Raw genomic sequence first — 25,680 nt, 5'->3', positions numbered from 1 at the left:
GGGCCGCCTCAGAAGCCGTCGCGCCGGCGTTGCAGGCGCTCGCGTTCTTTTTGCACCATGCTCTCGCGCAGGCCGCTGCCGTTGCCGAGCAAGAACACAGAGACCCAGTGCAGCGCCAAACCCACGCCCCAGCCCAGCGCCGGGTAGATGGCCCAGTGGCGCTCGCGCAAGCCGTAAGTGGACATCAGAAACAAAAACGTATTCACGACCAGATACACGGCCGCGTGCATGTACCAGCCGAGCTTGGCCCTGGCGCGCCGGGTGGCAAGCCGCTCGATCTCGTCGGGGCTCAAGGGGGTGTTGGGGGGGTGTTCATGGCAGGAAAACTCATTCTAGGGCAGCCCTTTACGGCAGCAGGTGTTGGCGAAAGAACTGCACGATCTGCGCGTGTGCCGCGGGCACCTGGCGGCGGTCAAAGCCCGGCGGGTCGCCTAGCAACTGGGCCGCCAGGCCCGTCAAACCCACCGGCTGGGGTGACAGGAGCGAGCCGTGGCCCGCGTTCGGCAGGTCGGCCACCATCTCGCAGGAGGTGCAGGCCGAGCGCACCGCGTCGATGTGAAAGCGCGGCACCAGCCAATGATCCTGGCCCGCACGCACCAGGCCCAGCGGCACGCGCGGCGCAGCTAGTGATTGCATGTCGAAGTCCGCCGCGAACGGCACCTCGGCCACCACGGCCTTGACGCGCGGGTCGTCGTGGCTGTACCAGGTGTTGTCGTCCAGCTTGTGGCGGATCACGGCCAGGGCTACGGTTTTCTTGATGCCGTCGAACAGGTTGCCGCGCAACTCGCTGGCCAGGCCCACGCAGCTCTGGAAGTCCTGCGCCAGGTCCGACTCGCAATGCTTGAGCAGCAGCGAAGGCGACCAGCGCCCGCCCGCCATGACGAGTGCCGTGTGGCCGCCGGCCGACATGCCGAACATGCCCACGCGGCTCCCCGCCACCAGCGGCGCAAAGCGCGCGTCGTGCAGCACCGCGTCGATGGCGTGCGAGATCTCGACCGGCCGCAGCTTCCAGCTCTTCGGGCCGACCATGGACATGTCGTGCCAGTTATCGCCCCGGTGCTCGGGCAGGGCGACCACGAAGCCGGCCTCGACCAGACCCCGCGCCAGGTCGCTGTGGACGATGGGCGAGCCGCCCGAGCCGTGCGACATCACGATCAGCCGGCCGTTGCCACGTACTGGCCGGCCTTGCGCGGCGACGTCGAGTGTGTACGGGCCCTGCTTGACGGGCGCGGCCGTGCTGCTGGAGGGGTAGAACACGGTGATTGGGCCGTCGCTGCCCGAGCCCGCGATTTGCGTCCACCCGACGCTGGCCTGGGCGGCCGCCGCCAGCAGCGCCAGGGCGCAGATGAGCAGGTAGCGCGCGACCGGGCCAGGTGACATGGCGCCCCGCAGGAGCATTGCGAGCCGGTTCGGCCATGGGCGGCCCGGGTCTCGCAGTGTGGTCAGCGCATTCATGGCGTCTCCTCTCAGGCGTTGAGGGTCGTGGCGGACAGTGTGCTGCGCTCGTGCTGCAGCGCCAGGCGCCACAGCCGGGCGCCGCGGGCGGCAAACACGCCGCTGAAGGCGCCGTACAGCGTACCAAAGGCCAGGGTGAAGCCTGCGTCGTGGGCCAGTGCCGGCTGCATGGCCAGCGTCACGCCGACGAAGTACTTGGTCAGGAAGATGCCCATCATGAGCGCCAGCGGCACCCCGCTGCCGGGCACGGTGAAGCGGCGCGTGGCGGCATCAAAGCGTGTGCGGGCCGGTAGCGGGCGCTGCAGTACCAGCCACGCGGCCAATGCGCCGGCCACCAGCCAGGCGAGCACGGCTTGCGGCGCGGCGCCGAACGCCGAAATCGCGCCATACAGCGACAGGGCGACCATGGCCAGCGGCAGTACGGTGGCGCGGCGCAATGGCACGCTGCGCGTGAACAGTTGACTGGCGCCGAGCCAAGCGAGCGCCAGCAGCAGGCCCCAGACCCAGGCCGGGGTGTGGATGATGATTTGGAAAAGCATGGTGATCTCCTTCAAGAGGGTGGCGAGTTGAAAAACATGTCGTCGCTGGCGTGATCGGTCAGTGGGGTGAACTGTGCCGGGGCTTGGGCGGGCGCACCACCGGTTTGCGACGAATGGCAGCGCCGGCGGCGCGAAATGCAGGGCTCCGGCGTGAAAGGCGTGCCACACCTGCCATGCGCGCCGCCGGGGGGCCTGACGGCACGGCGATAATCGCGGCTCTGTTGATAGGAGCATGCGTGGATATTGTTTTGCTGATGAAGGCCGCCGTCATGGGCGTGGTGGAAGGCCTGACGGAGTTTTTGCCGGTGTCGTCAACCGGTCACCTGATCGTCACGGGCACCCTCTTGGGCTTCGACGACGACAGGGCCAAGGTGTTCGACATCGCGATCCAGACCGGCGCCATCTTCGCGGTGATCATTTACTACTGGCAAAAGATCCGGCAGACCCTGGTGGGCCTGCCCAGCCAGCGCCAGGCGCAGCGCTTTGCGCTGAATGTGCTGATCGGCTTTCTGCCGGCCGCCGTCATCGGCTTGCTGGCGTACAAGACCATCAAGGCCCATTTGTTCAATCCCGGCGTGGTGGCCGGCGCCTTCATCGTCGGCGCGCTGATCATCCTGTGGGTGGAGAAGGTTGCCAAACCCGTGCCGCGCATCCAGAGCGTCGACGACATGAGCGCGCTGGACGCCCTCAAGGTCGGTTTCGTGCAGTGCCTGGGCATGATTCCCGGCACCAGCCGCAGCGGCGCCACCATCATCGGCGGCATGCTGCTGGGCCTGTCGCGCAGGGCGGCCACGGAGTTTTCGTTCTACCTGGCGATCCCGACGCTGATCGGCGCCGGCGCGTACAGCCTGTACAAGGAGCGCGCGCTGCTGTCGGTGGCAGACATCCCCCTGTTCGCGGTGGGCCTGGTGGTGTCGTTCATCGCCGCCTGGCTGTGCATCCGCTGGCTCCTGCGCTACATCGCGACCCACACCTTCGTCGGCTTTGCCTGGTACCGCATTGCGTTTGGCCTGGTGGTGCTGGCCACGGCGTGGAGCGGCCTGGTGAACTGGTCGGCCTGACCATTTAGGGGGGTGGCCGCCCGCCGCGGCGGTGAGGCGGGTGGCATATGGAGAAGTACATATTTATACAAAGCAACCGCTTGCTATAAATAAATATCTCTGCTATCTTTGCGGGCATGTCAAAACCCTCGCCCGCTTCAGCGACCGTCGATGCCGGTGCGACGGCTCCCGGTATTTCCCCTTCGCCCCCACCAGGCCCGCGCGGGCGTCGCTCCGCAGCGACGCTACCCGGCCGGCCCCGCGGCCGGCCGCGCAAGCTCGACTCGGAACTGGACGAAGGCAATCGCCGCCGCCTGGTCATCGAGGGCGCGGCGCGGCTGTTCCGCACCAAGGGTTTCGCGGCCGCCAGCACGCGCGACATCGCGGCCGCGGCCGGCATGCGCGGCGGCTCGCCCTTCTACCATTTCGAGAGCAAGAACGCGCTCTTGTATGTGGTGATGCAGGAGGGCATGGCGCAGGCCGCCCAGAGTCAGCAGGCGGCGCTCGATCGCGTACCGGCCGATGCCGCGCCGCGCGAGCGGCTGCGCGCGCTGATCCGCAACCACTTCGAGGTGCTGCTCGGCCCCGGCAGCGATTTCATTCCCGTGATGCTGTACGAATGGCGCTCGCTCAATGACGCGCAGCGCGAGGGCATCTCCGAACTGACGGGCGCCTACGAGGCGCAGTGGATGCCCACGCTGCGGGCGCTGCACGAGGCCGGCGCCCTCAAGGCCGATCCACGTACCGCACGGCTGTTCATCTTTGGCGCGCTGAACTGGTCGGTTCAGTGGTTTTCGCCGCGGGGTTCGCAGTCGCTCGATGGGTTGACGGCGCAGGCCCTGGCGCTGTTCACAGGAGAAGCTTGATGTACCAATCCATCTTTGCGCCCGGGCTGTTTGCCGGGCAGGTCATCGTGGTCACGGGCGGCGGCTCGGGCATTGGCCGCTGCACGGCGCACGAGCTGGCGCGCCTGGGCGCCCACGTGGTGCTGGTCGGGCGCAACACCGACAAACTGCAGGCCGTGCAGGACGAGATTACCGGCGACGGCGCCCAGGCCAGCTGGCACCGCTGCGACATTCGCCGCGAAGATGGCGTGGTGGCGCTGGTGCAAGCCGTTGTGGCCGCGCAGGGCCGCATCGACGGCCTGGTCAACAACGCGGGCGGGCAGTACATGACGCCGCTCGAAGCCATCTCGGCCAAGGGCTGGGAGGCGGTGCTCAACACCAACCTCACGGGCGGCTTCCTGATGGCGCGCGAGTGCTACCGCCAGGCCATGGCCGCGCATGGCGGGGCCATCGTGAATATCGTGGCCGACATCTGGGGCTCCATGCCCGGCATGGGTCACAGCGGCGCCGCGCGCGCCGGCATGGTGAGCCTGACGGAGACGGCGGCGCTGGAATGGGCGCGCAGCGGCGTGCGTGTGAACGCGGTGGCGCCGGGCTACATCGCCTCCAGCGGCATGGACCACTACCCGCCCGAGGCAGCGGCCATGCTGCGCGAGATGCGCAAGACCGTGCCGCTGGGGCGCTTCGGCAACGAGGCCGAGGTGTCGGCAGCCATCGTCTTTTTGCTGAGCCCCGCGGCCAGCTTCATCAGCGGGGACACGCTGCGCGTGGACGGGGCGCGGCCGCAGGTGCGCATGGGCTGGCCCTTCGCGCTGCCGGACAGCGAGGCGCGCCAGCGCCCGGCGATCCGCGAATTCGGCGGCTTTCACCGCGCCGAAGTGCCGCGCGTGTTCCAGGATGCGCCTGCGGCGCCAGGCGCCGCATCGAGCCACGCAGCGGCTGCGGTTGGAGGCAAAGCATGAGCGCTTTCGAATCGCGCTGGAACCCGCAGTCGAGCGTCGCGCAGCAGCGCCGCGCCGCCATGCTGGAACGGCTGGGCGCGCTGCGCGCACTCGAAGAGCGCGCCGCCCACGCCTCGGCCAAATCAAAACCCGTGTTCGACAAGCGCGGCCAGTTGCTGCCGCGCGAGCGCGTGGCCCTGCTGCTCGACCCGGGCAGCCCATGGCTGCCGCTGTGTTCCCTGGCGGGCTTTCTGCACGACCACAAGGACCCGGCGCTGTCGGTGCCGGGCGGCGGTGTGCTCGCGGGCATCGGCTTCGTGAGCGGCGTGCGCTGCATGGTCGTGGCGAGTGATTCGGGTATCGAAGCAGGCGCGATCCAGCCCATGGGCCTGGACAAGATCCTGCGCGTGCAGGAGATCGCTCTGCAAAACAAGCTGCCCTTCATCCATCTGGTGGAGAGTGCGGGCGCGAACCTGATGCGCTACCGCGTCGAGGGATTCGTGCACGGCGGGGCGCTGTTTCGCAACCTCGCGCGCCTGTCCGCCGCGGGCATTCCGGTGATCACGGTGCAGCACGGTTCGGGCACGGCGGGCGGCGCCTACATGCCGGGGCTGTCGGACGTGGTCATCATGGTGCGCGGCCGCTCGCGCGCCTTCCTGGCGGGGCCGCCGCTGCTCATGGCCGCCACCGGTGAGGTGGCGACCGAGGAAGAGTTGGGCGGCGCCGAGATGCACACGACCCTCTCGGGCCTGGGCGAATACCTGGCGGAGGATGACCGGCAGGCGTTGGGAACAGCGCGTGAAGTTGTTGCGAAATCTCTTGATTCGTCATTCCCGCGCAGGCGGGAATCCAGCGATGGCGAGGACTGGATTCCCGCCCCCCGATCGGAGTCGAGGGCAGGCCGCGCGGGAATGACAGGGTTGGGAGGTTTACCGCCGCGCTTCGATGCCGATGAGCTGCTCACCCTGATGCCTGCGCACCACCGCGAGCCGGTCGACATGCGCGAGGTCATCGCGCGCCTGGTCGATGACTCGGACCTGCTCGAATTCAAGCCGATGTACGGCGCGCAAACGCTGTGCGTGCAGGCCCGCGTGGCGGGCCACGCGGTGGGCTTCATCAGCAACAACGGGCCGATCGACGTGGCCGGCGCCAACAAGGCCACGCATTTCATCCAGTGGATGTGCCAGCGCGGCCAGCCGATCATCTACCTGCAGAACACCACCGGCTACATGGTCGGCAAGGACGCCGAGCAGGGCGGCATGATCAAGCACGGCAGCAAGATGATCCAGGCCGTGACCAATGCCACCGTGCCGCAGATCACCATCCAGTGCGGCGCCAGTTTCGGTGCCGGCAACTACGGCATGTGCGGGCGTGGTTATGCGCCGCGCTTTTTGTTCAGCTGGCCCAGCGCGCGCACGTCCGTCATGGGCGCCGAGCAGGCCGCGCGCACCATGCAGATCGTGAATGACGCGGCCCTGAAGCGCAAAGGCCTGGCGCCCGATCCCGAGAAATCCCGGGCGCAGTTTGAGCGCATCGTGCAGATGTTCGAGGCCCAGGCCGATGTGGCCACCACGAGCGGCCTGCTGCTGGACGACGGCGTGATCGACCCGCGCGACACGCGCGACGTGCTGCGCCAGTGCCTGGACATGTGCGCCGAGGCCGAGGCCCGCACCCTGCGCCCGATGCAGTTTGGCGTGGCGAGGATGTAGCCGTCGCCCGATCCCCATTCAGTTCCCGATTCCAGCCCCATCCACCCCGGAGACCCACGATGCAATTCACGCACGAACACCGCGAAATCCAGAAAACCCTGCAGCGCTTCATCGAGCAGGAAATCAACCCCCATGTGGACGAATGGGAAGAGGCCGGTATCTTCCCCGCGCACGAGGTCTTCAAGAAGCTGGGCGATCTGGGCATGCTGGGCCTGACCAAGCCCGAGGCCTTTGGCGGCGCCGGGCTCGACTACTCCTACGGCCTGACCATGGCCGAGGCGCTGGGCCACACCACCTGCGGCGGCGTGCCCATGGCGATTGGCGTGCAGACCGACATGTGCACGCCTGCGCTGGCGCGCTTTGGCAGCGACGAGTTGCGCCGCGAGTTCCTGGCGCCGGCCATTGCTGGTGACATGGTGGGCTGCATTGGCGTCTCCGAGCCGGGCGCGGGCAGCGATGTGGCCGCGATCAAAAGCGTGGCGCGCAAGGACGGCGACGACTACGTCATCAGCGGCCAGAAGATGTGGATCACCAACAGCCTGCAGGCCGACTGGATGTGCATGCTGGTCAACACCAGCGACGGCCCCGCGCACAAGAACAAGAGCCTGGTGATGGTGCCGATGCGCGACGGCCCGAACGGCAAGCTCACCAAAGGTATTGAAGTGGCGCAGAAGATCCGCAAGATCGGCATGAACAGCAGCGACACCGGGTTGATCTACTTCGACGAGGTGCGCGTGCCCCAGCGCAACCTGATCGGCCAGGAAGGCCAGGGCTTCATCTACCAGATGCAGCAGTTCCAGGAGGAGCGCCTGTGGGCGGGCGCGAGCTGCCTGGTGTCGCTGGACCAGTGCATCCGCGCCACGATCGAATGGGCGCAGGAGCGCAAGATGTTCGGCGCCACGCTGGCCGACCAGCAATGGGTGCAGTTCAAGCTGGCCGAGTTGCAGACCGAGGTGGAGGCGCTGCGCGCGCTGACATGGAGCGCCTGCGACCTGTACGTGCAGGGCCAGGACGTGCTGCAGCTGGCCAGCATGGCCAAGCTAAAGGCCGGGCGCCTGAACCGCACCGTCGCCGACACCTGCCTGCAGTTCTGGGGCGGCATGGGCTTTACCTGGGAGAACCGCGCCTCGCGCCTGTTCCGCGACGGCCGCCTGGGCTCCATCGGCGGCGGTGCCGACGAGGTCATGATGGGCATCATCGCCAAGACCATGGGCATCGCGAAACGGCGCGGCGCCTGATCGAGCGCGCGCATGAAAAGAATCCTGATCGCCAATCGCGGGGAGATTGCAAGGCGCGTCATCCGCACGGCGCATGCCATGGGCATCGAGACCGTGGCCGTGTATGCCGACCCTGATGCGACTGCGCTGCATGTGCGCGAGGCCACGCTGGCCTTTGCGCTGGGCGGCACCACGTCGGCCGAGAGTTATCTGCGCGTGGAGCGGCTGCTGGAGGCCGCGCGCGCGACAGGCGCCGACGCCATCCACCCCGGCTACGGCTTTCTGAGCGAGGACGCCCGCTTTGCCCAGGCCGTGCAGGATGCCGGCCTGTGCTGGATCGGCCCGCCGCCCGCCGCCATCCGTGCGCTGGGCAGCAAGTCGGCGGCCAAGGCGCTGGCCGCGGCGCAGGGCGTGCCGTGCCTGCCGGGCTATGCGGGCGAGGACCAGAGCGACGGACGTTTTGCCGCCGAGGCTGAGCGCGTCGGCTACCCCGTCATGGTCAAGGCCGTGGCGGGTGGCGGCGGGCGCGGCATGCGGCAGGTATCGGAGGCCGCGCAGTTGCCCGCCGCGCTGGCCAGCGCGCGCTCCGAGGCGCTGGCCGGCTTTGGCAATGGCGAACTGCTGATCGAGCGCGCTCTCTTGCATCCGCGCCATGTCGAGGTGCAGGTGTTTGCCGATACGCACGGCCATTGCATTCATCTGGGCGAGCGCGACTGCTCCGTGCAGCGGCGCCATCAGAAAATCATCGAGGAAAGCCCCAGCCCGGCCGTGGACGCCGCCCTGCGCGAGCGCATGGGCGCCTGCGCCGTGGCGCTGGCCCAAGGCGCCGGCTACGTGGGCGCGGGCACGGTGGAGTTCCTGCTGGAGGGGGAAGACGTTTCGCCGCCGGGCCGCCCCAAGGCGAAACACGCCCCCTCGGGGGGCAGCGCAGCACACGCAGTGGCAAGCGTGGGGGCCCAATTTTTTTTGATGGAGATGAACACCCGGCTGCAGGTCGAGCACCCGGTGACCGAAGCGCTCACGGGACTGGACCTGGTCGAGTGGCAGATCCGCGTGGCGCGCGGCGAGCCGCTGCCGCTGGCGCAGCACGAGGTGCGGCTGCAGGGCCACGCGATCGAGGTGCGCCTGTGCGCCGAGGACGAGCGATTCACGCCGCACACGGGGCGCGTGCTGCACTTTGCCGCGCCCTTATCGACCGAATTCACCAGCGCGTTTGCGGTGGCACCTTTGAATGCCAGTGCACGCCCCACGCTGCGTTTCGACCACGCGATCGAGCGCGGCTCCGAGGTCACGCCGCACTACGACGCCATGCTGGGCAAGCTCATAGCTCACGCCGCCACGCGCGAGGCCGCCATCGACGCGCTGGTGCAGGCGCTGGGACAGACCGAGTTGCTGGGCCTGCCGACGAATCGCGCCTTTCTGGCCGAGTGCCTGGCGCATCCGCAGTTCCGCGCGGGGCAGGCGCTGATCTCCTTCCTGGCCGGCGAGGCCGATGCGGTGCGCGATGTGCTATTGAAAAAGGAGCTACTGGCGCACAGCCAGTATGGGCTAGCGGCAGTTTTGACTCAAAACTGGACTGATCTGGGCTTGCCCTGTTCTTTCCCGCGCCCGCTGCGCCTGCGGCATCGCGACACCACCATGTCGCTGGCCGTGCAGGCGCTGGGCGCCGGCCGTTGGCAGGTGCAGCCTGCCGGCAGTCGTACGCCAGCCGCTCAGCCATTGCAGATCACGGCCTTGCCGGATGGCGCCGTGCAGTGCGTGCAAGGCGGCGTGGCGCAGCGCGTGCAAGTCGCTCACGCGGGGGGCCAACGCTGGCACCTGCAGGCGGGCGCGGTGGACTGGTGGCTGGACGATGTCTCGCTGCTGCCCGCTGCGCGTGCCGGTGCGGGCACGGGCGCCACCGAGCTGCGCGCACCCTTCAACGGCCGCGTGGTGAACGTGGCCGCCGTGGTGGGCCGGGCGCTGGCCGCGGGCGACACGGCCGTGGTGATCGAATCGATGAAGCTGGAGCACAGCCTGGCCGGCACGGCCGCCGCCACTGTGGCCGAGGTGCTGGTCAGCCCCGGCCAGCAGGTCGCGCCCGGCCAGGTGCTGGTGCGGTTTGCGGCACTCATGCCGGCCGCCAGCGGGGAGACACGCGCATGACGCAATCGGCAATATCCAGTGAACTGCAGGCCGACCGCGCGGCACTGACCGACACGGTCGAGCGCTTTGCCCGCAAGGAGATCGCGCCTCATGTCACGGCATGGGACGAGGCCGGCGAATTCCCGCGCAGCCTGTACCGCCGCGCGGGCGAACTGGGCCTGCTCGGGCTGGGCTACCCTGAGGCCTATGGCGGCACGCCCGCGCCCTATGCCCTGCGCATGGACCTGTGGGTGGCGCTGTGCCACATTGGTGCCAGCGGCGGCGTGCTGGCCAGCCTGCTGTCGCACAACATCGGCCTGCCGCCGGTGCTGGCGTATGGCAGCGAGGCGGTGCGGCGCGAGGTGATTCCGCCGGTACTGGCGGGCGAGCAGATTGCCGCGCTGGCCATCACCGAGCCCGGCGGCGGCTCCGACGTGGCGGCGCTTGCTACCCGCGCGCGGCGCGATGGCGACGACTACGTGATCGATGGTGAAAAGGTCTTCATCACGTCGGGCATGCGCGCCGACTGGATCACCGTGGCCGTGCGCACCAACGAAGCACAAGCGAAGGGCGCCTCGGGCATCTCGATGCTGCTCGTGCCCGGCACCAGCAGCGGCCTGTCGCGCACCCGCTTGGACAAGATGGGCTGGCTGTGCTCCGACACCGCGCACCTGCGCTTCGATGGCGTGCGCGTGCCGGCGCGCTACCTGCTGGGCGAGGAGGGCGCGGGCTTTCGCATCATCATGAGCAACTTCAACGGCGAGCGCTTCGGCATGGCCGCCGCCGCGCTGGGCTTCAGCCGGGCCTGCTATGACGAGGCGCTTGCCTGGGCGCGCCAGCGCAAGACCTTTGGCTCTGCGCTGGTGGGCCACCAGGCGGTGCGCCACAAACTGGTGGACATGCAAATGCGCATCCATTCCACGGCCGCGTGGGTCGAGGCGCTGGCTGCGCGCGCCGATGCGGGGGATGCCAGTCCGGACTGGGTGGCGCAGGTCTGCGTGCTGAAGAACCACGCCACGCAGACCATGCAGTTCTGCGCCGACCAGGCGGTGCAAATCCTCGGCGGCATGGGCTTCATGCGCGGCACCGTCAGCGAGCGCATTTACCGTGAGGTCAAGGTGATGATGATTGGCGGCGGTGCCGAGGACATCATGAAGGATCTGGCCGCGCGCCAGTGGGGGCTGTGATGGCCCCTGCCGCAATGAAGTCTGTTTTTCACGTTGTTCGACTCCGAGGAGGCAAAAAATGATCGACATGCCCGTTTCAGCCGAGGCCCGGCGCATCCGCCGCATCGCCTTGGGCGATCTGGTGCACCGCACCGCGCAAAAATACGGCGCACGCAATGCCGTCGTGGACGGTGACGTGCGCCTCTCCTACACCGAGCTGGACGCGCGCAGCTCCCAGTTCGCGCACCACCTGCTGCAGAGCGTGGGCAGCGGCCGGCAAATCGGCATGCTGTGCGCCAACTCGGCCGACATGCTGGTGGCGATCAATGGCGTTCACAAATCCGGCAACGTCTGGGTGCCCGTCAACATCAAGCTGGAGCCGCAGGCGATCGACTACATCCTTCGCCACGCCGAGGTCAGCTGCGTCGTCGTTGACGAGGCCATTCGAGCGCAGCCGGGCATGGCGGGCGTGCTGGACGCGCTGGCCGTGCCGCTCATCGTGACCATGGCGACGGCACCCGTGCACGGCGGCACCGCGCTGCAGCAGGCGCTGCAGGGGCGCGCCACCAGCCTGCCGGAGATCGACATCGACGGGCACCAACCCGCGCTCATCATGTACACCAGCGGCACCACCGGGCACCCCAAGGGCGTGGTGCATTCGCACGCCTCGGCCTACAGCGCCATCGTGGGCAACCTGTCGGATTTCGCGATGACGCCGGGCGACGTGCTGACCGGCTTGCTGCCGCTGTTCCATTGCGCGCAGCATGTGCTGGCCGCCAGTGCCTGCGCCGTCGGCGCCAGCATCGTTCTGGCCCGCGCGTTCGTGCCCGGCGAGGTGGCACGCCTGGTCACCACAGAGAAAGTGACGATGTTCGTGGGGCTGCCCATGATGTATGCGGCGCTGCTGGCCGACACCACGTATGCCACGCCGGACTATCGCGCCATGCGGCTGTGCATCTACGCCATGGCGCCGATGCCGCGTCCGCTGATACAGAAGATTTGCGAAAAAATGACGGCCAACATCATGCTGGCCACGGGGCAGACCGAGGTGTATCCGGCCACCCTGAGTTTCCGGCCGGTGGAGAACCCGCAGCGCGACGCCAACTACTGGGGCATCTGCGGCGTGGCCTGCGAAGCCGCCATCATGGACGACGCGGGCCGCCTGCTGCCACCGGGCGAGGTGGGCGAAATCGTGCACCGAGGCCCCAACGTGATGCTGGGTTATTTCAAGGACCCGCAGGCCACTGCCGATGCACAAAAATACGGCTGGCACCACACGGGCGACCTGGGCATGTTCGACATTGGGGGCCAGATGCTGTTCCTGGACCGCAAGAAGGACATGATCAAGACCGGCGGCGAGAACGTCGCCAGCGTCAAGGTCGAGGCCGTCATCCTGGCGCATCCGGAGGTGGCCGCCGTGGCCGTGCTCGGGCTGCCGCACCCGCACTGGAGCGAGGCCGTGTGCGCCTTCGTCGTGCGCAAGCCGGGTGCCGTTTGTGATGAGGCCGCCATCATCGAGCACTGCCGCCCCCGCCTGGGCAGTTTTGAAGTGCCCAAGGCCGTGCGCTTCGTGGCCGCGCTGCCGGCCACGGCCACCGGCAAGATCCAGAAGAACCTGTTGCGCAAGGAGCATGCTCAGTTCTGGGACGGCGCCGCGGGCAGCGCCCTTTGACAGACAAGGAGAGACCATGAGCCAGGACAATCCACCAGAACTGCTTGAAGAAATGCGCGGCCCCGTCATGTGGCTGACCCTCAACCGCGAGGACAGGCGCAACGCGATCAGCGCGGGTGTGCTCTCTAGCCTGTCCGACGCGCTGGCACGCGCGAACAAAGACCGTGAGGTACGCGCCATCGTGATCACGGGCGCAGGCACGCGAGCCTTCTGCGCCGGCGCGGACCTGCAAAGCGGCCAGTCGTTCAAGTTCGACTATTCCGAGCCCCATGTCGGCTTTGCCAACCTGTTCCGCCAGGCAAAGCAGTCCACCGTGCCGCTCATCGCGCGCGTCAACGGCGCGTGCATGGCCGGCGGCATGGGCGTCATGGGCATGTGCGACATGGTGGTGGCCAGCGACAAGGCCATCTTCGGCTTGCCCGAAGTCAAGGTCGGCCTGTTTCCGGCGCAGGTGCTGAGTGTGCTCGGCCACCTGATTCCGCGTCGTGTGCTGGCCGAGATGTGCCTGACCGGCGAGCCACTGACCGCGGCCCAGGCGCTCGAATACTCGCTGGTCAACTACGTGAGCGACGACCTGGACGGCAAGCTGCAATGGCTGCTGGAGCGCATGCTGGACAAATCGCCCGCGGCGATTCGCCGGGGCCTGTACACCATGAAGAAGATCGAGGCCATGTCGTTCGAGGAGTCGATGGCCTTTACCGAGAGCCAGATCGGCCTGTTTGCACTGACCGAAGACGCTGCCGAGGGCCAGCTGGCCTTCCGCGAAAAGCGCAAGCCGCAGTGGACCGGCCATTGAGCCCAGCTTGGCGAGGAACACCGAATGATTGAGGACAGCAAACGGGCCGGCAAGGTGGTGCGCATCGGCGGCGCGTCGGGATTCTGGGGCGACAGCAGCGTCGCCGCGCCCCAACTGGTGGACAGCGGCCAGGTCGACTACCTGGTGTTTGACTACCTGGCGGAGTTGACCATGTCGATTCTGGCCGGTGCACGCCTGAAAAAGCCCGAGCTGGGTTACGCCACCGACTTCGTCGGCGTGGCGATGAAGGCCGTGCTCCGGGACGTGGTGGCCAGGGGCATCCGCGTGGTCAGCAACGCCGGCGGCGTGAACCCCGAGGGTTGCGCCGCCGCGCTGGCAGCGCTGGCGAAAGAGCAGGGCCTTGAGCTGAAGATTGCCGTGGTCACGGGCGACGACGTGATGCCGCTGCTGCCGGCGCTGCGCGCGTCGGGCCAGGTGCAGGAAATGCAAAGTGGCGCGAAGCTGCCCGACAAGGTGCTCACGGCCAATGCCTACCTCGGGGCATTGCCCGTGAAGGCGGCGCTGGACGCGGGCGCGCAGGTGGTCATCACCGGCCGCTGCGTGGACTCGGCCGTGACGCTCGGCGTGCTCATGCACGAGTTCGGCTGGGGTAGCAGCGACCATGACCTGCTCGCGGGCGGCAGCCTCGCGGGCCACATCCTCGAATGCGGCTGCCAGGCCACAGGCGGCCTGCACACCGACTGGGACACGGTGCCCGGCTGGGCCAACATGGGCTACCCCATCGCCGAGTGCCATGCCGACGGGAGCTTCGTGGTGACCAAGCCGCTGGGCACCGGCGGCAAGGTCACGCCGGCCGTGGTCGCGGAGCAGATGCTGTACGAGATCGGCGACCCCGCCGCCTACCTCCTGCCCGACGTGATCTGCGACTTCACGCAGGTCACGCTGCAACAGGCCGGCGAGCACCGCGTCGAGGTGCGCGGCGCCCGCGGGCGGGCACCGTCGGCCAGCTACAAGGTCTGCGCCACGCATGTGCAGGGCTTCAAGACCTCCGCGCAGCTCACCATCGTCGGCTTCGACGCGGTGGCCAAGGCGCGCCGCACGGGCGCGGCCATCATCGACCGCACCACGGCGCTGCTCGACCAAGCCAGGCTCGGCCCCTACACCGCTACCCACATCGAAGTGCTGGGTGCAGAGTCCTGCTACGGGCCGCATGCCACGGCGCTCCACACCCGTGAAGCCGTGCTGCGGCTCACCGCCACCCATGCCAGCCGGGAAGCGCTCGAATTGTTCGCGCGCGAGGTGGCGCCGGCCGGCACCTCCTGGGCGCCCGGCACCACGGGCGCGGGTGGACGTTCTTCTGTAGCGCCCTCGATCCGGCAGTATTCGTTTTTGCTGGACAAGGCACAGCTCGCGCCCGTGGTCACGATCGATGGCCAAGTCATCGCGGTGGCCCAGCCGCCTGGTGAGTCCGGCGCGGCTGCGGTGGTGCCGGCGGCGCCGTCTTGCGCCGATGCAGCCACGGGCGGGGACGGCGTCGTCAGCGACACCCTCGCGGTGCCGCTGATCCGCCTGGCCTTCGGGCGCAGCGGCGACAAGGGCGACACCTCCAACATCGGGATCATTGCGCGCGAGCCGCGTTTTCTGCCGGTCTTGCGCGCGCAGGTCACCGAAGCGGCGGTGGCCGCCTGGCTGGCGCACCTGGTCAAGGGCACGGTGACGCGCTTTGAGGTGCCCGGCATTCACGCGTTCAACTTCGTCTGCACCCGGGCACTGGGCGGCGGCGGCATGGCCTCGATGCGCAACGACGCGCTGGGCAAGGGCATGGCGCAAATCCTGCTCTCGATGCCGGTGCGGGTGCCGATCCCGCTGTTGTCCGAAGCCTGAAAGACTAGGGCGCCATGTTGCGCAGCGCGGCTTCCATCGCCGCCGCGCTGGCCAGTGGCTTTTCCATCGGAAACAGATGGCTGCCGTCGAGCATCATGATGCGCCCGGGCGTGTCGCCCTGTGCACCGACGATCTGCTCGGTCATGCTCATGCCAACCTGCTTCATCTCCTCGGACTGGCGCCCGCCGATGTAGGCCACGGGACACTTGAGCGGATGGCGTTTGATGAGCCCGTCGAGGTGGTCGGGCATGGTGTTGTAGATCGCCGTCTCGACCGCGCGGTCGAAGCTGAGCACGCGCTTGCCGTCCTCCTCGTGCGTGCCGTGCGCAATGTAGTCCTGCAGCACCTGGGCATCCCATTTCGCAAAGGACTTCTTGTGGCGGAAATGCTCCAGTGCGGTCTCGGCATCGGGCCAGCTGTTGCGCCGCGTGCGGCTGACCTTGCCGGGCGTGACCGATTCCACCAGTTGCGTGCGTTTGACCACGCGCAGCGTATTGGCGCGCCAGCCGCCCAGAATCGGTGAGTCGATCAACAGCACCCCGCGCGCCAGTTCGGGATGGCGCGCCGCCGCCATCAGGCTCAGGAAGCCGCCGAGCGAATGCCCGACCAGAAACGCGGGCTCACCCGCCTTGTCCACCTCGCGCTGCGCGAAGTCGGCCAGCTGCTGCACCAGATGCGGCCAGTTGTTGCTGACCGGGTAGGCCGGGTCGTGGCCGAACTTCTCGACCGCCTTCACGACGAAGCCGCGTGCGCGCAGGCTCTTGAACAGCACGCCGTAGGTGCCGGCCGGGAAGCTGTTGGCGTGGGAGAAGACGATCAGCATGGGGCTTTTATCAACGGGGATCTTGAACGGTTGCGGACAGAGCTTGCGCGCTTCGCGAAGCGTAGGTCTGTCCCGCAAAGTCTCAGATTAACCTCTCTTCGGGCGTGGTGATCTTCTTGAGCGGTTTGGCGTGGCTGGAGGACACCATCAAGGGCACGTCAGTGTGGCCGCCGTTCCACATCGGGTCTTCGATGCTGTCGAACACCTCGCGCAGCTTCTGGCCCCAGCTGCCGTGCATCATCCTGAAATAGGGGTTGTTCTCGTCGATGCAGACCACCTTGTCGGTCTGGAAGCGGTCCGCCTCGTACACCACCAGGTCCAGCGGCAGGCCGACCGTCAGGTTCGACTTGAGCGTGGAGTCCATCGACACCAGCGCGCACTTGGCGGCCTCGTTCAGCGGTGTGTCGGGCGTGATCACGCGGTCCAGCACCGGTTTGCCGTACTTGGACTCGCCCACCTGGAAGTAGGGCGTCTCGGGCGTGGCCTCGATGAAGTTGCCGGGCGAATACACCTGGAACAGCCGCATGCCCTCGCCCTTGATCTGGCCACCAAAAATCAGCGACACATTGAAGTCCACGCCCGCCTTCTTCAGCGAGGCGCCGTCGCGCTCGTACACATGGCGCACCGCGGCCCCGAGCACGCGCACCGCGTCGAACATGCTTTTGGCGTTCCAGATCGTGATCGGCTCGCCCGTGTCGTGCTCCTTGATCTGCTCGACCTGCAAAATCTCGCGCACCGACTGCGAAATGCTCAGGTTGCCGGCCGACAGCAGCACCATGAAGCGCTCGCCCGGCTTCTCATAGACGATCATCTTGCGAAAGGTGCCAATCTGGTCCAGCCCCGCGTTGGTGCGCGAGTCCGAGAGAAACACCAGCCCGGCGTTGAGCTTGAGGGCGACGCAGTAGGTCATGCGTGCTCCGCCTGCACGCTGAGCTTCAGGCCCAGCGCCTTGATCACCCGCATCACCGTGGAGAACTCGGGGTTGCCTTCGGGGGACAACGCCTTGTACAGGCCCTCGCGCGCAAGGCCCGTGTCCCGCGCCAGCTGGCTCATTCCGCGCGCGCGGGCAATGGCGCCCAGCGCGCTGCGGATCAGGCTACCGTCGCCGGGATCTTCCTCAAGACAGGCTTCAAAATACAAATCAATGTCTTCTTCGGTTTTGAGGTAGTCCGCGCTATCCCAGCGGGAGAATTTCTCAGTCATGATTTACGCCTTCCAGTCTTTCGCCATTGCAATCGCGCGCTCGATGTCAGCATCCTGTGTGCGCTTGTCACCGCCCGCCAGGAGCACGATCACCAGCGGGCCACTGCGCATGAAATACACCCGGTAGCCGGGGCCAAAGTCAATGCGCAACTCGGAAATGCCATTGCGCAAAGGCTTGAAATCTCCAGTGTTGCCGCTGGCCAACCTGTCAACGCGAGCCTGAATTCGAAAACGCGCCATCCGGTCTTTCAGGTCAAGCAGCCAGTGCTCGAAGGTTTCCGTCTTGATGATCTCGAACATTGGTATTGTAATCTATGGTTTACAAATTATCCATTACCTAAGCCGCTTTGGCACGCTCCAGGTTCAGTGCCAGCAGGCGCTTGAGGATTTCATCGTCGGGCATGGCCGGCGTGTAGTCGCTCCAGCCGTAGGCGGCGGCGACCGCCGCGTCGAGCTGCGCGTGCGCCATCGCGAGCCAGGCGGGGCGCTGGTTGTAGAGGTTGGTGAGGGTGCGCTTTTGCAGCGCCTTGAGATCGGCGTCACTCAAGCCCGGTTTCGGCTCGATGCGGTCGGGGTGGGGCGATGTGCTCAGGCCCAGCGGGATGACTTCGGGCACCTGCTGCGTCCACTCGGGCGGGTTGAGCCAGTTCTCGCGCAGGTCGGCGAGGCGTTTGGCGGCCTGGGCGATGGCGATGGCTGCGGTGCGCGGGGAAGTGTGCTCGGCGGTTTGTGGGCGATGGTCCGGCGAGGATGGGGCGGACGCCGGGGGCTCATACGCTTCGCTTTTTAAAATCGCCCCCGACATCCGCCCCATCCTCGCCTCGGTGTGCTTTATCGGGAGGTCGGCGGGGATCAGCGCGCCGCCTTCGATGGACTCGATGCGCTGGTGGGCCGTGTCCAAGGGAGTGAGGCCGGCGGGGAAGGGGAAGGTTTCGAAGCAGGTGGTGGGGGTGTAGCGCGGCCGGTCTTCGAGCGAAGTGCCCATGCGCAGCGACCAGAGTTCGTGGAAGCGGCTGTGCAGGATGCCGAGGGTGGCGTCGTCGGCGCGGGCGATGATACGCACGGCGTGACTCGCCAATACAGTGCAGTGGCGGGGCCCGGCACGCCGCCCGGCGCGCCCCATTTGGCGATGAAGTCTTGCGGGGTCATGCGGGTGCGGCGGGCCTGGCGTTATTGGGCGGCATTGATTTTCTTGAGTTGGTACAGCGCGTCGAGCGCCTCGCGCGGGCTCAATGCATCGGGATTCAGCGCTGTAACCGCCGTCTCCAAAGGGCTGGGTACTACCATTTCGGTAGCAATCGGCGCGGCAAACAAATCCACCTGGGCGCGACTCTCGGTTTGCTGCGCCGTCAGCGCGGCGAGCGCGGCGCGCGCGTGGTTCAGCACGGCAGCGGGCATGCCCGCCAGTTTGGCGACCTGGATGCCGTAGCTCTTGCTGGCCGGGCCGGCCTGGATCTCGTGCAGGAACACGATGTCGGCGCCCGACTCGGCAGCGCTCACGTGCACATTGACGGCCGCATGGTGTTTGGCCGGGAATTCGGTGAGCTCGAAGTAGTGCGTGGCAAACAGCGTGAAGGCCTGCGTCTTGTCGTGCAGGTGCGCGGCGATGCCGCTGGCCAGCGCGAGCCCGTCGAAGGTCGAGGTGCCGCGGCCGATCTCGTCCATCAGCACCAGCGAATGCGGTGTGGCCGCATGCAGGATGTGCGCGGCCTCCAGCATCTCCAGCATGAAGGTCGATTGCGCGTTGGCCAGGTCGTCGGCCGCGCCGATGCGGGTGTGGATGGCGTCGATGGGCCCGAGCCGGCAGGCCTGCGCCGGCACGTAGCTGCCCATGGCGGCGAGCAGCACGATGATCGCGACCTGGCGCATGTAGGTGGACTTGCCGCCCATGTTCGGGCCGGTGATGACCTGCATGCGTGCCTTCAGCCCCAGGTGCGTGTCGTTGGCGATGAAGCTGCCGCCACTGGTCTCGGCCAGGCGCGCCTCCACCACCGGATGGCGCCCGCCCTGGATCTCGATGCAGGGTTCGCGCGCGAACACCGGCGCGCACCAGCCCAGCGTGAGCGAGCGTTCGGCCAGCGCGCACAGCGCATCCAGCGCGGCCAGTGCGCGTGCCAGCTGGCTTAAGGCGGCGATGTGCGGCTGCAACTGGTCCAGCACCTGTTCATACAGCCATTTTTCGCGCGCCAGCGCGCGGTCTTGCGCGGAGAGTGCTTTGTCTTCGAAGGCCTTGAGTTCGGGCGTAATGAAGCGCTCGGCGTTCTTCAGCGTCTGGCGACGGCGGTAGTCATCGGGCACCTTGGCCGCCTGGCCCTGCGTGACCTCGATGTAGAAGCCGTGCACCTTGTTGAACTGCACGCGCAGATTCGCGATGCCGGTGCGGGCCTTCTCGCGCGACTCCAGGTCGAGCAAAAACGCGTCGCAGTTGTCCTGGATGGCGCGCAGTTCGTCGAGCTCGGCATCGAAACCCGTGGCGATCACGCCGCCGTCGCGCACCAGCGCGGCCGGCTCCTCGGCAATGGCGCGGGCGAGCAGTGCGGCGCAGCCCTCGGGCGGCTGCGCCTGCTGCGAGATTTGAGTCAAAAGTGCCGCTAGACCAGAGCAGACGGGCACCAGTAGCTCTGATTTTTGTAGCGCCAGCTGCAGCGCCACGAGTTCACGCGGACGCACCTGGCGCAGCGCAATGCGGGCCGTGATGCGCTCGACATCGCTGGTGCCCTTGAGCTGCTCGCGCAGCCGCTGCCAGGGGCCGGCGCCGTCGCTGCCGCGCAGGGCCGTGATGGCGTCGAGACGCTGGCGCGCCTCGACGCGGTCGCGCCGCGGCTCCAGCAGCCAGTTTTTCAGCAGGCGGCTGCCCATGCCGGTCATGCAGCTGTCGAGCAGCGAGAACAGCGTGGGGGACGTCTCGCCGCGCAGCGTTTGCGTGAGTTCCAGGTTGCGCCGGGTGGACAGCGGCAGATCCACGGTGTCGTCGTCGCGCTCGACCTTGAGGCTTTGCACATGCGAGAGCGCACGCCCCTGTGTGTGCTCGCAGTAGCCCAGCAGCGCGCCGGCCGCCGCATGGGCCTGCGCCAGCGCCGCGGCATCCCACGCGGCCAGGCTGGCGACCTGAAGCTGCTCCTGCAGCTTGCGCTGGCCGAGCGCCGAATCGAACTGCCACTCGGGGCGCCGCGTCAGCGACAGGGCGGACCCGTTCGCCGAGCTTTGGCGCAGGGCCTTGAGTTTTTGCTCGAAGCCGGCCGTCACGTCGGCGCTGAACAGCAGCTCGCTCGGGGCGATGCGCGCAACCCAGGCATCGACCTCGTCGGGGGCGCATTGCGCCAGGTGCAGCTCGCCCTGCGTCACGCTGAGCCAGGCCAGGCCGCAGGTGTTGCGCGCGCCCTGGTGCAGCGCCAGCAGAATCGACTCGGTCTTGTCGCTCAGCAGTTCGCTGTCGGTCAGCGTGCCGGGGGTGACCACGCGCACCACCTTGCGCTCGACCGGGCCCTTGCCCGTGACCTCGCCGACCTGCTCGCAAATCGCCACCGATTCGCCGCGCTGGATGAGCCGCGCGAGGTAGCTCTCCATGGCGTGGAACGGCACACCCGCCATCACCACCGGCTCGCCGGCCGACTGGCCGCGCCGCGTCAGCGTGATGTCGAGCAGCCGCGCGGCCTTTTCGGCGTCGCCGAAAAACACCTCGTAGAAGTCCCCCATGCGGTAGAAAACCAGGGTGTCGGGGAAGTCCGCCTTGATGCCGAGATATTGCTGCATCATCGGCGTATGGCCTGAAAATGCCGATTCAAGCGTCGCGTTTGAAAAATTCTCTTTTGACATCAATAATTTAAGTGGTCAGCTCAATTCAGAAAAAGCGTTTGTTGACGGGTGCTGACGAACTGCCGACATTGTCGGGCAAGCGGCTTGTCCGCCGAGACTTGCACAGTTCGGCGAAGTTGGCGTGCTGCGACCGTCAGGTCATTGCCGGCGCTATTGTCGCCGCGCGGGGTGCCGCGCTCAGGCAGGCGCGCCCTGCGAACGCTCATACCAGCTCTTGCTGTTGTTGACGATGCTCACCACCAGCAGCATGGCGGGCACTTCGATCAGCACGCCAACCACAGTTGCCAACGCAGCGCCCGAGCTGAAGCCAAACAGGCTGATGGCGGCGGCCACGGCCAATTCGAAGAAGTTGGAGGCGCCGATCAAGGCCGAGGGGCAGGCAATGTTGTGTTTTTCACCCACTGCGCGGTTCAGCCAATAGGCCAGCGCCGAGTTGAAGAACACCTGGATCAGGATGGGCACGGCCAGCAGCGCTATCACCAGCGGCTGCTTCAGGATGGCTTCGCCCTGGAAGGCAAACAGTAAAACCAGCGTGGCCAGCAAGGCTGTGATCGACCACGGCCCCATCGTGGCCATGGCCGCGTCAAAAGCGCTTTGCCCTTTGGCCAGAAGCGCCTTGCGCAGCCATTGCGCCAGGATCACCGGAATCACGATGTAGAGGACTACCGAGGTCAGCAGCGTGTCCCAGGGCACCGTGATGGCGGACAGGCCCAGCAGAAACGCTACCAGCGGCGCGAAGGCAATCACCATGATGCTGTCGTTGAGCGCAACTTGCGAGAGCGTGAAGAGCGGATCGCCGCCAGTAAGACGGCTCCACACGAACACCATAGCGGTGCATGGCGCGGCGGCCAGCAGGATCAGTCCTGCGATGTAGCTGTCCAACTGGTCTGGGGGCAGAAGCGGAGCGAACCAGTGGCGGATGAAGAGCCAGCCGAGAAATGCCATCGAGAACGGCTTGACCAGCCAGTTCACAAAGAGCGTCACGCCGATGCCCTTGACGTGCCTGCGCACGTCGCCCAGTGCGGAGAAGTCCACCTTGACCAGCATCGGGATGATCATCACCCAGATCAGCAGGCCCACCGGCAGGTTGACCTGCGCGATCTCCATGCGTCCGATCGCTTGAAAAACACGGGGGGAAAATTGCCCCAGCGCGATGCCTGCGACGATGCAGAGAAAAACCCACACCGTCAGATAGCGCTCGAACACGCTCATGGGCGCGCCTGCCGCCTGCCCGGCAGTTGTTCCGCCTGGGACGCTCATGTCAGTCCTTTGGGAGTTCACGGGCAGTCGTTTGCACCACGGCCTTTTCGGGCTTTTCCTCGTCGGGCGTCGCAAATTCATCCCAGCTCTTGCTGCGAAGCCCTTCGATGGAAATGCCGGCCTTTTGCAAAACCTGCAAGCCCAGCGGATGGGGCTTCCGGTTCTCGCGCGGGCTGCCGCCAGCAGAATAGGCATGGAAGCGGCCATGGCCCATGGCGTTGAGCGGGGCTTCGGCCAGCATGCTGCGCACGGAGCTGTGCGTGCAAAGGAACAGGACGTTCAAGGGTTCTCCTTGGCGTAGGGTTAGCAGTCGCAGGCCGTCGCCGCAGGGCTCAGGCAAGCGGCTCCCTGGCAGCAGTTTTCGGTGAGGCAGCTCAGCAGTTCGTTCATGGTGGCGAACGATGCGCGATAGATCAGGTTGCGCCCTTGCCGCTCCTGGCTGATGAGCCCCGAGTGGACGAGTTCTTTGAGGTGGAAGGACAGCGTGTTGGGCGCGACCTCCAGCTGTTCGGACAAGACTCCCGGCGTGAGGCCGTCATTGCCTGCCACGACCAGCGCGCGGAAGACTCGCAGGCGCACTTCCTGGGCCAAGGCAGCGAGGGAGCGGACAACATCTGTTTCTTTCATGATGCAACTGTACAACGATAATGGAATAATTCTAAAGTGCTCTTGGTGTCTTACTGAAACCCTCGAAAGTGATTTGGCAAACGGTCAGGGCCAGGCTTTGCGACAACAACCGGAACCAGGAGACCCATGCCATCCCGTTTCACTCTTCTCGACGCCCCAACCAGGTATTTGTTCTTCACCGGCAAAGGCGGGGCCAGCAACCAACATCGGAGAAAGATCGTGCTCAAAATTCTCATCGCTTCCTGTGCGCTGTCGGCACTTGCCGGAAGCATCAATGCCCAGACCATGGATCGCCCGGCCATGGACCCCTCGAAAATGGACCACGCGGCCCACATGAAAATGACGGCCGACGCGCAGCGGCAAACAGAGGTCTCCGAGCGTGGCAAGGACGTGATGCCGTTCGACCTGGCCGCCACGACCCACATATTCACCAAGACAGCCGAAGGCGGGACGCAGCAGGTGCTGGCCAGGAAGTCCACGGACACAGCCCAAGTGAAGCTTGCGCGCCAGCACCTGCGAGAGATTCGCGAGCAGTTCCTGAAAGGCGACTTCTCGGGGCCCACGCACATCCATGGCCAGGACATGCCGGGGCTGTCCGATCTCAAAGCCGCCAAGCCTGGACAAATCGCCATTGACTACAAAGACGTCAAAGGGGGTGGGCAACTCACCTATAAGACGGCAGATGCAACCCTGGTGGCCGCGCTGCACCAGTGGTTTGACGCCCAGCTTTCCGACCACGGCAAAGACGCCATGCAGGGGCACGCCCTCCACCGGCACATGAAGTGAAGCAAAGCGGGCATTTGCTGCACCTGCGCTTATGAGAACCAGCGCAGAAACGCGGCTGCCGCCAGTGCGGTCATGCCCAATGCCGCCAGCATGCGCCAGATCAGGGCGGCGCGATGATCAATCCGCACAGCGCGCGAGCGCAGCAATACGATGATCCCTGCAATCGCCGCCAGTGCGCACAGCACCTTGACGATTAGCGCCGCCACCGCGATGCCGTGGATGTCGGGCAACTGGCCGTAGGAATAGAAGCTGACGAACCCGAACAGCGCGCCGCTGGCAATCTGTACGGCCCAGCCCGACAGCACCAGCCAGAGCACACGCCGCTCGCGCTCGGGTCGGCCAGCGCTGACGACGTAGAGCGGCACGGCGACCACGGTCACGGCGCCAAAGTTGTGGGCGACCTGGGTCAGCGCGTAGGCGAGGTTCTGCAGGTCCAAGCCGGCTACTCGACGCTGACGTTGATGCAGCGCTGCAGGCCAATGGGCGTGTGGGCCTTGTTGGCCACCTTGATGCAGATGGCGTGCTTGCCGGCGGACAGGGACTCCAGGGTATAGCTGCCCCTGAGCTGGCGCAGGATCCCCACCTCCTTGTCGTCCACGTAAACATGGACATGATCGCCCCGGGGCCCGGGCACCACGTCGTATACGAGCTGGTTCTGGTTCATCACATCGAGCTTTGCGCCATCCTTCGGCGACGTGATCGTGACCGAACCTTCGACCGCCCCGGCGACGGGCGTCAGGAAAAAAGACCCCGACAGCAGGGCGACAAACAGGGTGACTACGGGCAGGCGGATCATGGCGTCTCCAGGGGGCAATGGGTGCAGTCGAACGGCGGCTGACAGTATGAAGCATAGCCCGGCCTGTCTTTCAGCGTCTTTGGCCGTCAGGTTGGCCATGCCGCTTGGTTTATGCTGGCGGCCTGATTAACCCAAGGAACCAAGGAAATTTCATGCCCCTGTGTCTGCGGCGCGCATTGTCGTGCGCCATTTTGCTCATCGCCGCGCAGGCCGCCCTGGCGCAAGGACCCGCGAGCGTGTTCCTGGAAGACGTGACCTGGACCGAGCTGCGCGACGCGTTGGCGGCGGGCAAGACGACGGCGATTATTCCGATCGGCGGGACCGAACAAAGCGGCCCCTACGTCGCACTGGGCAAGCACAACGCGCGCGTGAAGGTGCTGTCGCAGCGTATCGCGCAGGCGCTGGGCAATGCGCTCGTTGCGCCCGTCATCGCCTATGTGCCGGAGGGGGGCTATGCGCCGCCCACTTCCCACATGAAGTTTCCCGGCACCCTGACGGTGCCGGACGACGCGTTCGAGAAGACGCTGGAATCGGCAGCGAACAGCCTGAAGGTCCATGGCTTCAGGGACATCGTTTTCCTGGGCGACCACGGCGGCTATCAAAGCGACATCCGGCGCGTGGTGGTGCGCCTGAACAAGGCCTGGGCCGGCTCGCCGGCACGGGCCTTTGTGCCGCCGGAGTATTACGCCGCCAGTTCCGACGGTTATGCGCAGATCCTGCGCCAGCACGGTGTGCGCGATGACGAGATCGGCACGCACGCGGCGCTGGCCGACACCTCGCTGCAGCTCGCGGTTGCGCCCCAGATGGTGCGGCTGCAGCAGTTGCGCAGCGCGCCCAAGCCCGGCACTGCCGACGGCGTGTACGGCGGCGATCCGCGCCGCGCGTCGGCCGAACTTGGCCAGTTGGGTGTGGACGCGATCGTCTCGCGCACCGTGGCTGCCCTGAAAAAAGACACGGCAGCGCGCTGATGCGCCGGCCTGCACGCTTTCCTTTCATCAACTCCTTTACTTTCAAACGGAA

At 66.7% G+C, this 25,680-nt stretch carries 25 protein-coding genes and 1 pseudogene; 12 read left to right on the top strand and 14 right to left on the bottom strand.

Annotated elements, in window-relative coordinates:
• Window positions 1-8 precede the first annotated feature (8 nt).
• From EUB48_RS14450 to EUB48_RS14440, 3 genes are all read right to left on the bottom strand, one after another.
• Entirely contained in the window at window positions 9-293 is a 285-nt protein-coding gene (locus EUB48_RS14450) for a 2TM domain-containing protein (protein WP_244618205.1), read from the bottom strand.
• A 52-nt stretch (window positions 294-345) separates the two neighbouring features.
• A complete protein-coding gene (locus tag EUB48_RS14445; protein ID WP_142821301.1) occupies window positions 346-1,380 on the bottom strand; it encodes an alpha/beta hydrolase family protein in 1,035 nt (344 codons plus the stop codon).
• An 86-nt stretch (window positions 1,381-1,466) separates the two neighbouring features.
• The gene (locus EUB48_RS14440) at window positions 1,467-1,994 is read right to left on the bottom strand and encodes a DUF6622 family protein (RefSeq protein WP_142819799.1); all 528 of its coding nucleotides are present in this window, start codon (window positions 1,992-1,994) and stop codon (window positions 1,467-1,469) included.
• 236 nt (window positions 1,995-2,230) lie between these two features.
• On the opposite strand from EUB48_RS14440, the gene EUB48_RS14435 reads away from it, so the two are divergent.
• From EUB48_RS14435 to EUB48_RS14390, 10 genes are all read left to right on the top strand, one after another.
• Window positions 2,231-3,055, top strand: a complete 825-nt coding sequence (locus EUB48_RS14435; protein WP_142819798.1) for an undecaprenyl-diphosphate phosphatase — start codon at window positions 2,231-2,233, stop codon at window positions 3,053-3,055.
• 116 nt (window positions 3,056-3,171) lie between these two features.
• A complete protein-coding gene (locus EUB48_RS14430; protein ID WP_142819797.1) occupies window positions 3,172-3,900 on the top strand; it encodes a TetR/AcrR family transcriptional regulator in 729 nt (242 codons plus the stop codon).
• Window positions 3,900-4,841, top strand: coding sequence for an SDR family oxidoreductase (locus EUB48_RS14425; RefSeq protein WP_142819796.1), 942 nt, complete (start codon window positions 3,900-3,902; stop codon window positions 4,839-4,841). Before EUB48_RS14430 ends, EUB48_RS14425 begins: the two co-directional genes overlap by 1 nt.
• Window positions 4,838-6,529: an acyl-CoA carboxylase subunit beta gene (locus tag EUB48_RS14420; RefSeq protein ID WP_142819795.1), complete on the top strand. Its 1,692-nt coding sequence runs from the start codon at window positions 4,838-4,840 to the stop codon at window positions 6,527-6,529. Before EUB48_RS14425 ends, EUB48_RS14420 begins: the two co-directional genes overlap by 4 nt.
• Before the next feature lie 59 nt (window positions 6,530-6,588).
• Window positions 6,589-7,767 (top strand): acyl-CoA dehydrogenase family protein, encoded by a 1,179-nt coding sequence (locus tag EUB48_RS14415; protein ID WP_142819794.1) that lies wholly within the window; start codon window positions 6,589-6,591, stop codon window positions 7,765-7,767.
• 12 nt (window positions 7,768-7,779) lie between these two features.
• Window positions 7,780-9,891: an acetyl/propionyl/methylcrotonyl-CoA carboxylase subunit alpha gene (locus EUB48_RS14410; RefSeq protein WP_142819793.1), complete on the top strand. Its 2,112-nt coding sequence runs from the start codon at window positions 7,780-7,782 to the stop codon at window positions 9,889-9,891.
• The gene (locus EUB48_RS14405; protein ID WP_142819792.1) at window positions 9,888-11,057 is read left to right on the top strand and encodes an acyl-CoA dehydrogenase family protein; all 1,170 of its coding nucleotides are present in this window, start codon (window positions 9,888-9,890) and stop codon (window positions 11,055-11,057) included. Before EUB48_RS14410 ends, EUB48_RS14405 begins: the two co-directional genes overlap by 4 nt.
• 58 nt (window positions 11,058-11,115) lie before the next feature.
• Window positions 11,116-12,708, top strand: a complete 1,593-nt coding sequence (locus EUB48_RS14400) for a class I adenylate-forming enzyme family protein (protein WP_142819791.1) — start codon at window positions 11,116-11,118, stop codon at window positions 12,706-12,708.
• A 16-nt stretch (window positions 12,709-12,724) separates the two neighbouring features.
• Window positions 12,725-13,504, top strand: coding sequence for an enoyl-CoA hydratase/isomerase family protein (locus EUB48_RS14395; protein ID WP_142819790.1), 780 nt, complete (start codon window positions 12,725-12,727; stop codon window positions 13,502-13,504).
• A gap of 24 nt (window positions 13,505-13,528) precedes the next feature.
• Window positions 13,529-15,349, top strand: a complete 1,821-nt coding sequence (locus EUB48_RS14390; RefSeq protein ID WP_142819789.1) for an acyclic terpene utilization AtuA family protein — start codon at window positions 13,529-13,531, stop codon at window positions 15,347-15,349.
• Window positions 15,350-15,353: 4 nt separating this feature from the next.
• Here EUB48_RS14390 and EUB48_RS14385 read toward each other — a convergent pair whose 3' ends face one another.
• From EUB48_RS14385 to EUB48_RS14345, 9 genes and pseudogenes are all read right to left on the bottom strand, one after another.
• A complete protein-coding gene (locus tag EUB48_RS14385) occupies window positions 15,354-16,172 on the bottom strand; it encodes an alpha/beta hydrolase (protein ID WP_142819788.1) in 819 nt (272 codons plus the stop codon).
• Between the two features lie 82 nt (window positions 16,173-16,254).
• On the bottom strand, window positions 16,255-17,082 hold the full coding sequence (locus tag EUB48_RS14380; RefSeq protein WP_142819786.1) for a proteasome-type protease: 828 nt from the start codon (window positions 17,080-17,082) through the stop codon (window positions 16,255-16,257).
• On the bottom strand, window positions 17,079-17,375 hold the full coding sequence (locus tag EUB48_RS14375; protein ID WP_142819784.1) for an addiction module antidote protein: 297 nt from the start codon (window positions 17,373-17,375) through the stop codon (window positions 17,079-17,081). Before EUB48_RS14375 ends, EUB48_RS14380 begins: the two co-directional genes overlap by 4 nt.
• 3 nt (window positions 17,376-17,378) lie before the next feature.
• Window positions 17,379-17,675 (bottom strand): type II toxin-antitoxin system RelE/ParE family toxin, encoded by a 297-nt coding sequence (locus tag EUB48_RS14370; RefSeq protein WP_142819782.1) that lies wholly within the window; start codon window positions 17,673-17,675, stop codon window positions 17,379-17,381.
• 37 nt (window positions 17,676-17,712) lie between these two features.
• Window positions 17,713-18,498: a type IIL restriction-modification enzyme MmeI gene (locus EUB48_RS21510; protein ID WP_338052397.1), complete on the bottom strand. Its 786-nt coding sequence runs from the start codon at window positions 18,496-18,498 to the stop codon at window positions 17,713-17,715.
• A 47-nt stretch (window positions 18,499-18,545) separates the two neighbouring features.
• Entirely contained in the window at window positions 18,546-21,131 is a 2,586-nt protein-coding gene (gene mutS / locus EUB48_RS14360; protein WP_142819780.1) for a DNA mismatch repair protein MutS, read from the bottom strand.
• Between the two features lie 237 nt (window positions 21,132-21,368).
• Entirely contained in the window at window positions 21,369-22,451 is a 1,083-nt protein-coding gene (gene arsB, locus EUB48_RS14355) for an ACR3 family arsenite efflux transporter (protein WP_210411638.1), read from the bottom strand.
• 64 nt (window positions 22,452-22,515) lie between these two features.
• A pseudogene (locus tag EUB48_RS14350) lies at window positions 22,516-22,761 on the bottom strand (arsenate reductase/protein-tyrosine-phosphatase family protein); the annotation flags it as partial.
• Window positions 22,755-23,078, bottom strand: a complete 324-nt coding sequence (locus EUB48_RS14345) for an ArsR/SmtB family transcription factor (protein ID WP_142819778.1) — start codon at window positions 23,076-23,078, stop codon at window positions 22,755-22,757. The pseudogene EUB48_RS14350 and the gene EUB48_RS14345, both read right to left, overlap by 7 nt.
• A gap of 126 nt (window positions 23,079-23,204) precedes the next feature.
• On the opposite strand from EUB48_RS14345, the gene EUB48_RS14340 reads away from it, so the two are divergent.
• Window positions 23,205-23,864, top strand: a complete 660-nt coding sequence (locus tag EUB48_RS14340) for an aspartate carbamoyltransferase (protein WP_244618204.1) — start codon at window positions 23,205-23,207, stop codon at window positions 23,862-23,864.
• A gap of 29 nt (window positions 23,865-23,893) precedes the next feature.
• On the opposite strand, the gene EUB48_RS14335 is transcribed toward EUB48_RS14340, so the two are convergent.
• Both EUB48_RS14335 and EUB48_RS14330 read right to left on the bottom strand, forming a co-directional pair.
• The gene (locus EUB48_RS14335) at window positions 23,894-24,301 is read right to left on the bottom strand and encodes a hypothetical protein (RefSeq protein WP_142819776.1); all 408 of its coding nucleotides are present in this window, start codon (window positions 24,299-24,301) and stop codon (window positions 23,894-23,896) included.
• Between the two features lie 5 nt (window positions 24,302-24,306).
• Window positions 24,307-24,660 (bottom strand): hypothetical protein, encoded by a 354-nt coding sequence (locus tag EUB48_RS14330; protein ID WP_210411637.1) that lies wholly within the window; start codon window positions 24,658-24,660, stop codon window positions 24,307-24,309.
• A 152-nt stretch (window positions 24,661-24,812) separates the two neighbouring features.
• Between EUB48_RS14330 and EUB48_RS14325 the strand changes: the two genes are divergently transcribed.
• The gene (locus EUB48_RS14325) at window positions 24,813-25,628 is read left to right on the top strand and encodes a creatininase family protein (RefSeq protein ID WP_142819774.1); all 816 of its coding nucleotides are present in this window, start codon (window positions 24,813-24,815) and stop codon (window positions 25,626-25,628) included.
• Window positions 25,629-25,680 lie beyond the last annotated feature (52 nt).

The sequence above is a fragment of the Rhodoferax sediminis genome (assembly GCF_006970865.1).
Lineage (GTDB): Bacteria > Pseudomonadota > Gammaproteobacteria > Burkholderiales > Burkholderiaceae_C > Rhodoferax_A > Rhodoferax_A sediminis.
This window is presented reverse-complemented; position numbering and strand designations above follow the sequence as displayed.